8 protein-coding genes and 1 pseudogene are annotated in these 11,965 nt (G+C 73.0%); 3 read left to right on the forward strand and 6 right to left on the reverse strand.

The features are described 5' to 3' along the window. On the forward strand, positions 1 to 1,445 hold a 1,445-nt coding region (locus ACWEVO_RS15745; protein WP_452308236.1), incomplete at its 5' end, for an alkaline phosphatase D family protein. A gap of 49 nt (positions 1,446 to 1,494) precedes the next feature. Here ACWEVO_RS15745 and ACWEVO_RS15750 read toward each other — a convergent pair. Genes ACWEVO_RS15750 through ACWEVO_RS15765 form a run of 4 tightly spaced genes read right to left on the reverse strand, consistent with a single transcriptional unit; the run spans position 1,495 to position 5,154 of the window. Then, positions 1,495 to 2,280, reverse strand: coding sequence for an ABC transporter permease (locus ACWEVO_RS15750; protein ID WP_452308237.1), 786 nt, complete (start codon positions 2,278 to 2,280; stop codon positions 1,495 to 1,497). Positions 2,281 to 2,293: 13 nt separating this feature from the next. Next, a complete protein-coding gene (locus ACWEVO_RS15755; RefSeq protein WP_452308238.1) occupies positions 2,294 to 3,064 on the reverse strand; it encodes an ABC transporter permease in 771 nt (256 codons plus the stop codon). Then, positions 3,061 to 4,071: an ABC transporter ATP-binding protein gene (locus tag ACWEVO_RS15760; protein ID WP_452308239.1), complete on the reverse strand. Its 1,011-nt coding sequence runs from the start codon at positions 4,069 to 4,071 to the stop codon at positions 3,061 to 3,063. The genes ACWEVO_RS15755 and ACWEVO_RS15760 overlap by 4 nt, the downstream gene beginning before the upstream one ends. 60 nt (positions 4,072 to 4,131) lie before the next feature. Next, positions 4,132 to 5,154, reverse strand: coding sequence for an ArsR family transcriptional regulator (locus ACWEVO_RS15765; protein ID WP_452308240.1), 1,023 nt, complete (start codon positions 5,152 to 5,154; stop codon positions 4,132 to 4,134). A gap of 292 nt (positions 5,155 to 5,446) precedes the next feature. Here ACWEVO_RS15765 and ileS point away from each other — a divergent pair, with 292 nt between their 5' ends. Both ileS and ACWEVO_RS15775 read left to right on the forward strand, forming a co-directional pair. Next, the gene (gene ileS / locus ACWEVO_RS15770) at positions 5,447 to 8,593 is read left to right on the forward strand and encodes an isoleucine--tRNA ligase (RefSeq protein WP_452308241.1); all 3,147 of its coding nucleotides are present in this window, start codon (positions 5,447 to 5,449) and stop codon (positions 8,591 to 8,593) included. Between the two features lie 132 nt (positions 8,594 to 8,725). Further along, positions 8,726 to 9,415 carry a lysophospholipid acyltransferase family protein gene (locus ACWEVO_RS15775; RefSeq protein WP_452308242.1) on the forward strand — a complete coding sequence of 230 codons (690 nt, stop codon included), beginning with the start codon at positions 8,726 to 8,728 and terminating at the stop codon, positions 9,413 to 9,415. A 15-nt stretch (positions 9,416 to 9,430) separates the two neighbouring features. Here the strand turns inward: ACWEVO_RS15775 and ACWEVO_RS15780 are convergent, their stop codons facing one another. Both ACWEVO_RS15780 and ACWEVO_RS15785 read right to left on the reverse strand, forming a co-directional pair. Next, entirely contained in the window at positions 9,431 to 10,900 is a 1,470-nt protein-coding gene (locus ACWEVO_RS15780; RefSeq protein WP_452308243.1) for a cryptochrome/photolyase family protein, read from the reverse strand. 85 nt (positions 10,901 to 10,985) lie between these two features. Continuing rightward, positions 10,986 to 11,965 (reverse strand): annotated as a pseudogene (locus ACWEVO_RS15785) (hypothetical protein); the annotation flags it as partial.

Here is an 11,965-nt window from a genome sequence, read left to right on the forward strand (position 1 = left end):
GGCCGGCCGACCGACCGGTGCTCACGCACGGTGTGCAGAGCGGCGACGTGACCGCGGAGTCCGCGCTGGTGTGGACCCGCGCCGACCGCCCCGGCCGGATGCACGTGGCGGTGAGTCGCCGCCCCGACCTGCGCGGAGCCCGGCTGCTGCGCGGCCCGGTGGTGGATCCGTCGACCGACGGCACCGGCCGGATGTGGTTGCGCGGCCTGCCGTCGGGGGAGCGGCTCTACTACCGGGTGAGCGTGGAGAGCCTGGACCGGCCCGGGGTGCACAGCGAGCCGCTGACCGGCTCGTTCACCACGGCGCCGGCCCGGCACGACCGGCGGGACGTGCGGTTCGTCTGGACCGGCGACATCGCGGGGCAGGGCTGGGGCATCAGCCCGGACTTCGACGGCATGGCGATCTTCCGGGCGATGCGGGAGCGCCGGCCCGACTTCTTCCTGTGCAGCGGGGACACCGTCTACGCCGACGGCCCGCTCACCGAGCGTGTGACGCTGCCGGACGGGCGGGTCTGGCGCAACCTGGTCACGCCCGAGAAGAGCAAGGTGGCCGAGACGCTGGGCGAGTACCGCGGGCAGTTCGCGTACAACCTGCTCGACGAGCACCTGCGCGCGTTCGCCGCCGAGGTGCCGCAGATCAACCAGTGGGACGACCACGAGGTACGCAACAACTGGTACCCGGGGCAGATCCTCACCGACGACCGGTACACGGAGAAGCGGGTGGACGTGCTCGCCGCCCGGGCCCGGCAGGCGTTCCACGAGTGGCTGCCGGTCCCCGCCGGCGGTCCGCTCTACCGCCGGCTGTCGTACGGCCCGCTGCTGGACGTCTTCGTGCTCGACATGCGCACGTACAAGGACCCCAACGACGGCAACACGTACGCCGACCCGGACCGGGGCCTGCTCGGCCGGGAGCAGCGGGAGTGGCTGATCCGGGAGCTGACCCGGTCGCGGGCGACCTGGAAGGTGATCGCCAACGACCTGCCGCTCGGCCTGGTGGTGCCGGACGGCCCCAGCGCGCAGGAGGGGGTGGCGCAGGGCGACGACGGTGCCCCCGCCGGGCGGGAACTGGAGTTCGCCGAGGTGCTGCGGGCGGCGCACCGGGCCGGCGTCACCGGCCTCGTCTTCCTCACCGCGGACGTGCACTACACCGCCGCCCACCACTACGACCCGGCGCGCGCGGCGGTCGGCGACTTCACCCCGTTCTGGGAGTTCGTCTCCGGGCCGGCGCACGCCGGCGCGTTCGGGCCGAACGCCCTGGACGGCACCTTCGGCCCGGAGACGGTCTTCGTCCACGCGCCGCCACGGGCGAACACCTCGCCCGCCGAGGGCTTTCAGCACTTCGGTGAGGTCGCCATCGACGGCGAGTCGGGTGACCTGACCGTGCACCTGCGCGACCGCGCCGGCACCTCCCTCTGGACCACCACCCTCCCCGCCCCCACCCGCTGACCGCGGCCCCGGCCCGCCGGCGGGATGGCGCGGCGGGCCGGGGAGCGGGTCACATGGTGTCGAGGGAGGCGCGGCGGCGGGATTCGGCTTCGAAGAGCTTGAGCAGGGCGGCGGCCAGCACCGCGTAGCCGAGGCCGACGGCGGCCTCGGCGGCGAGCGCCGGGGCGGCCGCCGCGAAGTCCTCACCGGCGGCCAGGTGGCGGGCGGCCTGCACCGCGTGGGTGATGGGCAGCGCCTCGCCGACCGCACGCATCCAGCCGGGTAGCCCGGCGGCGGGCACGTTCACGCCGGTGAGCAGGAGCAGCAGCGCCACCGAGACGTTGGAGACCACCCAGACGTCCCGGAACCGCAACCCCAGCGCGCCCAGGGTGAGGCCGAAGAAACCGCAGGACAGCGCCGCCACCGCGAGGGTCGCCAGCAGCGCCGGCAGGGCCTGCGCCGGGATCCGCAGGCCGAGCAGGAGCGAGCCGACGCTCAGCGTGCTCACCGCGATGAGCAGGCCGTTGCCCGCGTACGGGAGGACCCGGCCGAGGAAGACGGCGGTGCGGCTGCGCGGGGAGAGCAGCACGTGCCCGAGGGTGCCGAAGCGCCGCTCGTTGGCGACCGCCATGGTGCCGCCGAAGACGCAGGAGAGCGAGGCCGCGAGCACCGCGTTGCCGACGATGTAGAAGCGGTCGTCGGCGACCCCGAGCTGCCGGCCCAGGTACGCGAAGAAGAGCAGTTGGAAGATCGGACCGACCAGCAGCGACCCGATGAACATCGCCGGGGTGGTCCAGTTGAACAGAGCCCGGTAGGCGATCACGCCACCGGTGCCGATCAGCCGGAAGAGTGCCATCGTCGTCGTCCCCTCAGGCCAGCGCGAGGGTGGCCGCGGCGCGGGCCCGTCGCTCGACGTACGTCATCATCAGGGCGCCGGCGACCAGGCAGCCGGCGCTGATCGCCAGGCAGATGCCCAGCGACGGCCAGACCGGGCCGCCGACGGCCGCCTCGTGCACCGCGCGGGCACCCCAGGTGGTGGGCAGCACGGCGGCGATCGGGCCGGTCCAGCCGGGCAGCACGGTGAGCGGCACGAGCATCCCGGAGACCAGCCAGATCGGGTACTCCAGCGTGTTGGTCAGCGCGTTGGCGTTGCGCATCAGCACGAACGTGGAGGCGAGCAGCAGGCCGAACATGCCCAGCCCGAGGATGCAGCCGGGGACCGCGACCAGGAACAGCAGCGGGTGCGCGAAGTCCAGCGGGATGCCGTAGAGCAGCCGGCCCCAGAGCAGGGTGGCGAGCATGGCGTACGTGCCGGTGACCGCGGTGGCCAGGGTGATCGGGAGGATCATCAGGGCCGGCGGGCGCGGCGCCAGCATGATCATCTCCAGGGTGCCCTGCCAGCGCTGCCGCTGGATCGCCCCGCCGGAGCCGAAGAGTACCGACGACCAGACACCCATCAGCCCGGCGCCGACCGCGGCCTCCAGCAGCCGGCCGGGATCACCGCCGGCCCGGAACAGGTACACCGCCAGGGTCGCCTGCACCACCGGCACGATCAGCGCGGTGGCGATCTCGAAGGAGGAGCGGCTGAGCTGCTTGGTGTGCAGCAGCAGGCCCACCCCGATCATGCGCAGCAGGTTCACGCCGGCACCGCCGCCACCGGGCGGGCCGGGGCGTCCACCCGGTTGACGATCGCCACGTACGCGTCCTCCAGGGTGGGCTGCCGGGCGCTGACCCGGCCCAGCCGGACCCCGTCCAGCTCGCGCAGCACGTCCGCCTGCACGTCCACCCCCGCGTCGGACTGCACGGTCAGCACCTGGGCCGCGCCGGTGACCGTCACGCTCGCCTCGCGTACGCCGCGCAGGGCGTGGATCGCGGCGAGCCGGTCGTCGCTCACCCCGTACGCCTCGACCTCCAGCACCTGCCGGCCGTCCGCGTGGTGCCGCAGTTCGGCCGGAGTGCCCAGCGCCTGGATGGTGCCGTTGGCGATCACCGCGATCCGGTCGCAGAGCTCGTCCGCCTCGGCCATGTAGTGCGTGGTCAGCAGCACGGTGGTGCCGGTCGCGGCCAGGTCGGCGACGGTCTGCCGCAGCTCCCGGGCGGCCACCGGGTCCACCCCGATGGACGGCTCGTCGAGGAAGAGCACCTGTGGCCGGTGCAGCAGGCCCCGGGCGATGTGCAGGCGCTGCCGCATGCCCCGGGAGTAGCCCTCCACCCGCTCGTGTTCCCGGCCGGCCAGCCGGACCAGCTCCAGCAGCTCGCCGATCCGCCGCTTCTGCTCCCGCCCCGGCACGCCGTACAGCTCGGCGAAGTAGCGCAGGTTGTCCAGCGCCGAGAGCCGGTCGTAGAGGCCCCGGTCACCGCCGAAGACGTAGCCGATCCGACGGCGTACCTCCCGGGTCTGGGTGACCACGTCGTGGCCGCACACCCGGGCGGTGCCGGCGCTCGGGATGAGCAGGGTGTTCAGCAGCTTGATGGTGGTGGTCTTCCCGGCGCCGTTCGGGCCGAGCAGGCCGAACAGCTCCCCGCTGCCGACCGTCAGGTCGACGCCGCGGACCGCCTCGACCTCCCGGCGCTGGGGTCGTAACCAACCGGTTCGGCTGCGGTAGGTGCGGCGCAGCCCGGCCGCCTCGATCGCGTACTCGCTCATGGCCGGGAATCTAGGGACGGACGGCGGGACGGGGAAACGAATTCGGTGTGCGGCGAATCCTCAGGCGGTGGCGGCCGCCGGGTCCGCCCCGATCAGGGTGACCAGGGCCAGGCCGGCCGGCTCCAGGCCGTAGAGGACCCGCCGTCCCGCCCGGCGGCGGTGCACCACCCCGGCGGCGAGCAGCGCGGCGAGGTGCGCCGAGACGGTGCTCGGCGCGAGCCCGAGGGTGGCGGCCAGGCCGGCGGTGGTGGCGGGCCGGGCCAGCGCCCGCAGCACCTGGGCCCGACCCCGCCCGACGAGCACCGCGAGTCGGTCGGTCGCGGGGGTTCCCGGCGTGGTGTCGCCGTTCGGCCGGTCCGCCAGCACGACAGCACCCCGGGCCTGGTAGGAGACCGCGACGACCTCGGGATGGTCGGTGGAGCAGGTCAGCGCGCCTCGGGAGAAGATCAGCGGGATCAGCAGCAGCCGCTGGTCCACCGCCTGGAAACTCTGCTCCGGCGGTTTGACCAGGGTCAGCACCGGCTTCTCCCAGCGCACCCGCTCATGCAGGTCGGACAGGAGCGCGTCCGGGCCGTGCGCGGCGAGCGCGCGGGCGCGGTGCAGCACCTCCTCGTCCAGCGCCGCGCGCATGGCCGGCCACCAGGGCGCGATCGCCGCATCCCAGTACGCCTGGACGCCGTCGGCGAGCCGGTTCAGCGCGGCCTCCCGGTCGGTGACGAACGGGGACAGCCAGTCGGGCAGGTCGTCGGGGGCGTGGTAGCGGGGGAGCTGCTCGGCGATCACCTCGGCGGGGGTGGCGCGCAGCGCGGCCAGTTCCTCCTCGATGGTGGGGCTGGCGCCGGGCGGCACCGGGCCGAGGAAGTCCGGATACCGCGGGCCGGTCCGGTGGTAGAGCGTCGCCGGGGCCGCCTCGGGCAACTCGGCGAGCACCCGGCGGGCGTGCCGGGCCCAGCTGGTGTACGGCCAGGGTGCCTCGTCCGGGTGCCGTTGCAGCAGGTAGAGGCTGCACTTGACTTCCCAGAGCGGGCTGGTGGCGATCCGGGTACGGGCCAGCGTGGGCTCGTCCAACTCGATCCGGATCACGTGCCGAGATTACTCGGCGGCGGTCTCCGTACCCGATCGAGTACGCTTGACGGCACACAGGCGACGACCCGGCCATCACCGGCGAGCCTCCGGAAGAACAGCCGGGTGACCGGCCCAGTAGAACCGGACGGGATCGGCCCGTTACAGCCGGCCAACGAGCGGGCGGTCGCACCTTGACCGCCAAGCGGGGTGGTACCGCGGGCCCGGCCCGGGGCGCCGGTCACGGCGTACCGGAGAAGGCTCGTCCTCGCAGACCCACGACCGTGAGACTGCGCGAGGAGAGCGACCCCCGATGGCCTATCCGTTGCACGACCCGACCGCCGCCGGCGTGCCGGCGAGCCCGGACCTGCCCGCGGTCGAGCGCCGGGTCCTGGAGCACTGGACGGCCGACAAGACCTTCGAGGCGTCGGTCGAGGCCCGCCCCGCCGGCGAGGACGGGAAGAACGAGTACGTCTTCTACGACGGCCCGCCGTTCGCCAACGGCCTGCCGCACTACGGCCACCTCTTCACCGGGTACGTCAAGGACGTGGTGCCGCGCTACCAGACCATGCGCGGCAAGCACGTCGAGCGCCGGTTCGGCTGGGACTGCCACGGCCTGCCGGCCGAGGTGGTGGCCGAGAAGCAGCTCGGCATCACCTCCAAGGCGGAGATCCTCGACCTCGGCGTGGCCCGGTTCAACGAGGCCTGCCGCACCTCGGTGCTGGAGTTCACCCAGGACTGGGAGCGGTACGTCACCCGGCAGGCCCGCTGGGTCGACTTCGCCAACGACTACAAGACGCTCGACCTGGACTACATGGAAAGCGTCATGTGGGCCTTCAAGACCCTGCACGAGAAGGGGCTGGTCTACGAGGGCTTCCGGGTGCTGGCGTACTGCTGGCGGTGCGAGACCCCGCTGTCCAACACTGAGACCCGGATGGACGACGTCTACAAGGACCGGCACGACCCGACCCTGTCGGTCTGGTTCGCGCTGACCGCCGACGAGAGCGCGCCGGAACTGGTGCGCGGGCCGGTGAAGCTCGGCGTCTGGACCACCACGCCGTGGACCCTGCCGTCGAACCTGGCGCTCGCCGTCGGCCCGGACATCGAGTACGCGGTGCTGGAGCGCGACGGTGACCGCTACCTGGTCGGCGCCGCCCGGCTCGGCGCGTACGCCAAGGAACTGGAGGGGTACGAGCAGGTCGGCGCGGTGTACGGCCGGGACCTGGTGGGCCGCCGCTACACCCCGCTCTACGACTTCCTGGTCGAGCAGGCCGGGCCGAACGCGTACCAGGTGCTCGGCGCCGACTTCGTCACCACCGAGGACGGCACCGGGATCGTCCACCTGGCCCCGGCCTTCGGCGAGGACGACCAGAACACCTGCAACGCGGCCGGCATCCCGACCATCGTCACGGTGGACGATCACACCCGGTTCACCGCGCTGGTCCCGCCGTACCAGGGCGAGCAGGTCTTCGACGTGAACAAGCCGGTGATCCGGGAGCTGAAGGAGCGGGGGGTGGTGCTCAAGCAGGACACCTACACCCACTCCTACCCGCACTGCTGGCGCTGCGACACCCCGCTGGTCTACAAGGCGGTGTCCTCCTGGTTCGTCGCGGTCACCAAGTTCAAGGACCGGATGGTCGAGCTCAACCAGCAGATCAACTGGACGCCGGGGCACATCAAGGACGGCTCCTTCGGCAAGTGGCTGGCCAACGCCCGGGACTGGTCGATCAGCCGGAACCGGTTCTGGGGCTCGCCGATCCCGGTGTGGAAGTCGGATGACCCGAACCACCCGCGGGTCGACGTGTACGGCTCGCTGGCCGACATCGAGCGGGACTTCGGCGTACGCCTGACCGACCTGCACCGGCCGGCGGTGGACGACCTGGTCCGCCCCAACCCGGACGACCCGACCGGGAAGTCGATGATGCGCCGGGTGCCGGAGGTGCTGGACTGCTGGTTCGAGTCCGGCTCGATGCCGTTCGCCCAGGTGCACTACCCGTTCGAGAACCGCGAGTGGTTCGAGCACCACTACCCGGGCGACTTCATCGTCGAGTACATCGGACAGACGCGGGGCTGGTTCTACACCATGCACGTGCTGGCCACCGCGCTGTTCGACCGGCCGGCCTTCCGCAACTGCCTCAGCCACGGCATCCTGCTCGGCTCGGACGGCCGCAAGATGTCCAAGAGCCTGCGCAACTACCCGGACGTCTACCACGTCTTCGACTCGTACGGGTCGGACGCGATGCGCTGGATGCTGATGTCCTCGCCGGTGCTGCGCGGCGGCGACATGGCGGTGACGGAGACGCTCATCCGGGACGCGGTGCGCCAGGTGCTGCTGCCGCTCTGGAACGTCTGGTACTTCTTCTCGCTCTACGCCAACGCGGACGGCTACACGGCCCGCCGTCGCACCGACTCGACGCACCTGCTCGACCGGTACGTGCTGGCGAAGACGAACGAGCTGGTGTCGACGGTCCAGGCGCAGTTCGACGCGTACGACATCTCCGGCGCCTGCGCCACCGTCCGGTCCTACCTGGACGCGCTGACCAACTGGTACGTGCGCCGCTCGCGGGACCGGTTCTGGTCCGGGGACGCCGACGCGTTCGACACGCTGTCGACCGTGCTGGAGACGCTCTGCCGGGTGGTGGCGCCGCTGGCGCCGCTGACCGCGGAGGAGATCTGGCGCGGCCTCACCGGCGAGCGGTCGGTGCACCTGACCGACTGGCCGTCGGCGGACGAGTTCCCGGCCGACCACGACCTCGTCTCGGCGATGGACAACGTGCGGGCGGTCGCCTCCGCGGCGCTGTCGCTGCGCAAGGCCAAGGGGCTGCGGGTGCGGCTGCCGCTGTCGAAGCTGACCGTGGCCTCGCCGGTCGCCGCCCAGCTGCGGCCCTTCGCCGACCTGGTCGCCGACGAGGTCAACGTGAAGCAGGTGGTCTTCACCGACGAGGTGTCCGCGTACTGCCAGCAGGTGCTGACCGTGGTGCCCCGGGCGCTCGGCCCGCGGGTCGGCAAGGCGGTCCAGCAGGTGATCAAGGCGGTGAAGGCGGGGGACTGGGAGTTGGTCGACGGCGCCCCGGTCGCCGCCGGGGTCACCCTCGCCGAGGGCGAGTACGAGCTGCGCCTGGTCGCCGCCGACGCCGAGCACTCCGCGCCGCTGCCCGGCGGCGAGGGCGTGGTCGTGCTGGACACCGAGGTCACCCCGGAGCTGGCCGCCGAGGGGCTGGCCCGGGACGTGGTCCGGGTGGTGCAGCAGGCCCGGCGGGACGCCGACCTGGACGTCTCGGACCGGATCGCGGTGGCGGTCTCGGCCTCGGAGGAGGTCCGCGCGGCGGTGGCCGCGTACACCGACTTCGTGGCGCGGGAGGTGCTGGCCGACACGGTCGACTTCGCCGAGGGCGTCGACGGCTTCGCCGGCGAGGTCGGCGAGGGCGAGCGGGTGACGGTGGCCGTCCGGCGGGTATGAGCTCGTGATGACGGTGGTCCGGCGGCGGGACGTCGCCGGACCACCGCGCGGGCGGCCGGCCACCCGATCCGCCCGTGGTGGAACCGTCCGCTACCGTGACACCGCCTGCTCAGTACGATCGCCGGAGGACCCGTGCCCCTGCTCTACACCATCGGCAAGCTCATCGTGGCGCCCACGGTGCGGTTGGCCTTCCGTCCGCATGTGGAGGGGCTGGAGCACATCCCGGCGACCGGTGGGGCGATCTTCGCGGGCAACCACCTCTCCGTCGCCGACGAGCTGCTCCTCGGCACCGTGGTGCCCCGGCACCTGGCCTTCTGGGCCAAGTCGGAGTACTTCAAGGGCACCGGCGTGAAGGGCGCGTTCTCCAAGTTTGTGCTGACCGGGCTGGGCGCCATCCCGGTCGAGCGGGCCGGCGGGCGGGCCGCCCTCTCCGCGTTCGACGCCGCCATCCCGGTGCTCAAGGCCGGCGACCTGGTCGCCGTCTACCCGGAGGGGACCCGCTCCCCGGACGGGCGGCTCTACCGGGGGCGGACCGGCGCGGCGCGGCTGGCGGTGGCGGCCGGCGTGCCGATCATCCCGGTCGGCGTGACCGGCACCGACAAGGCGCAGCCCATCGGGACGCGGGTGCCCCGGCCGGGCCGGGCGGAGATCAGCATCCGGTTCGGCAAGCCGCTGGACTTCACCGGCCGGTCCGACGACCGGACGTCGCTGCGCGAGATGACCGACGAGCTGATGGCCGAGATCCAGAAGCTCACCGGCCAGGAGTACGTCCCGCGCTACGCGCCCAAGCGCGCCGAGCCCACCGCCGACCCGACGGCCTGACCGGCGGGGGACCGGTCACGGCGGGTCGTTGCCCCGCTGCTTCTCCTGGGCGATCACGGCGTCCAGGTCGGTGAGGCGTTCCAGCTGTTTCATGGTGCGGGCCATCCGGGCGTTGGCCGGGATCCGGCCGCGGTTGGTGTTCAGGAAGGCCCAGTAGCCGGCGGTGAACGGGCAGGCGTCCGCGCCGAGGCGCTTCTTCGGGTCGTACCGGCAGCCGCCGCAGTAGTCGCTCATCCGGTTGATGTACGCGCCGCCGGAGACGTACGGCTTGGTGGTCATCCGGCCCAGGTCGGCGTACTGGCTCATGCCGACGACGTTGCCGGTCATCACCCACTCGTAGCCGTCCACGAAGCGGGTCCGGAACCACTCGACCAGCTCGGCTGGGCGCCAGCCCCGTTGCAGGGCGTAGTTGCCGAGCACCATCAGCCGGGGGATGTGGTGCACCCAGGCCCGGTCCCGGACGCCGGTGAGCACGTCGTGCAGGCAGTGCGCGTCGACCACGTCCGCGTCCAGGTCCTGCCACCAGCCCGGCAGTGACCGCCGCGCGCCCAGCTCGTTGCTGTTCCGCCAGGACGGCTCGAGGTACCAGTAGGTGTGCCAGATGTAGTCCCGCCAGCCCATCACCTGCCGGATGAAACCCTCCACGCTGGCCAGCGGCGCGCCCTGCTTCCGGTACGCCTGCTCCGCGCCCCGGACCGCCTCCATTGGGTCGAGCAGGCCCAGGTTGAACGCGGCCGAGAGCATGCTGTGCGCCAGCCAGGGGTCGCCGGCGAGCATGGCGTCCTCGTACGGGCCGAACGCGGCCAGCCGGTGCCGGAGGAAGTGCCGTAGCCGGGCCGTGGCCTCCTTGGCGGTGGCGGGGAAGCGGCGCGGGCCGTCCCGGCCGGCGAACCGGATGCCCTGCTTCTCCCAGCGGTCCAGGTCGGCCCGGACCTCCGCGTCGATGTCGTCCTCCTTCGGCGTCGGCGCGGCGGGCACGTCGAGCCTGCCGTCCTTCGGCGGCGCCTCGCGGTTCTCGGTGTCGTAGCTCCACCGGCCGCCCACCGGGTCACGGCCGTCCAGGAGGACCCCGTGGTGTTCCCGGGCGAACCGGTAGAAGGCCTCCATCCGCAACGCGCCCCGGCGGCCGTCGGCCCAGTCGGCGAAGTCCTCCAGGCTGGTCACGTACCCCCGGGCGGGCAGCACGGTGACCCGGTCCAGGTCGCGGACGAACGCCAGGGCGGCCCGCGACGTCGGGTGGCACACCTCCAGCGGCTCGCGGACCTGCTTCAGCGCCTGCCCGTACGTCTCGGCGCGCAGGAAGATCGCCTGGTCGCCCAGCTCGGCGGCGCGGTGGCGGAGCGCGGAGAGGATCAGGTGCGCCTTCTGCCGGTGGTAGACGCGGCGACGGAAGACCGCCTTCGACTCGATGAGCAGGACCGGTTGCTTCCGATCGTCGAGGAAGTGCGGCCCCAGTTGGTCGGCGAAGAGCCAACGCCGCGACATGTCCCGATTCTCCCCTGAAACGCCCAAACTACAAAGGTGAAGCGCAACAGGTTTACGTGTTCGAGATCTGACGGAGAGTGTCCGTTCAGGACTGCTTCGGGGTCACCACCGCGGCGCGTAGCTGGTCCAGCAGGCGGGCGCTGTCGTCGACGGAGAGCCGGGTGAAGACCCCGGTGGTCAGGCTGCCGTGGTCGACCGAGGTGCAGACCACCACCGCGTCGCCGTCCGCCCGGCCCACCGCGCAGCGCTCGTACCGGCCCCGGACACCGGTCTCCATCGGTACGGCGTCGCCCAGGGCGTACTGGTCCTTGAGGCGGGCGATCTCGGCGTCGGCGTCCGACTCCGGGGTCAGCCGGAACCCGGTGCCGCCGAACAGGGTCACCCGCTTGTCGTCGCTCGTGCCGTAGACGCCGGCGAAGGTGTCCTCGGCGAGCAGGTGCGCCTGGCGTACCTCGTTCTTCAGCTGTTCGGCCGTCGCCTGGCTGCGCTCGTCGTCACGCAGCCGCAGGTCCTGGACCTGGTCGGGCAGCGCCGCGCTGGCCGGGTACTGGCTGGAGACCGGCGCCGCCCACCAGAGCGGGACGCCGCAGCAGCAGGCGACGGTGAGCAGCAGCACCCAGGGCCAGCGGCGCCGACGGCGGACCGGGACGGGCGCGTACCCGTCGGGCGGCCGCCACCCGGGCGGTGCGGTGACCGGCGGGGCGGGCCGGCGGCGACGCTGCTTCGCCGGGGCGGGCGGCGCCGCAGGCGGCGACACCGGCCGGGCGGTGGCCGGGGGAACCGGCCGGGCGGCGGCCGGCGGCGGTGGCGGGACCGGCCGGGCGGTGACAGGCGGCGGTGGGACCGGCGAGGGGCTCACCGGCGGTGCCGGGAAGGGCGGGGTGTGCCGCGGCGCCGGGTTGGGCAGCGTCGGTGGCAGCGCGGGTAGTTCGACCGAGTGCAGGTCCCAGCCGGTGGTGTCGACCCCCTCCCACGGGTCGACCGGCACCTGGTGCTCGGGGGAGTCGAGCGGCGGGACCGGCGTCGGCTCGGCCGACTCGCCCCACGCCCGCCTGCGCGGCGGCG

It is taken from the genome of Micromonospora sp. NPDC003776 (assembly GCF_053605645.1).

Coding starts and splice junctions, on each gene's coding strand:
- ileS (WP_452308241.1), top strand. CDS start 5,447: ATGGCCTATCCGTTGCACGACCCGACCGCCGCCGGCGTGCCGGCGAGC.
- ACWEVO_RS15760 (WP_452308239.1), bottom strand. CDS start 4,071: ATGAGCGAGTACGCGATCGAGGCGGCCGGGCTGCGCCGCACCTACCGC.
- ACWEVO_RS15750 (WP_452308237.1), bottom strand. CDS start 2,280: ATGGCACTCTTCCGGCTGATCGGCACCGGTGGCGTGATCGCCTACCGG.
- ACWEVO_RS15780 (WP_452308243.1), bottom strand. CDS start 10,900: ATGTCGCGGCGTTGGCTCTTCGCCGACCAACTGGGGCCGCACTTCCTC.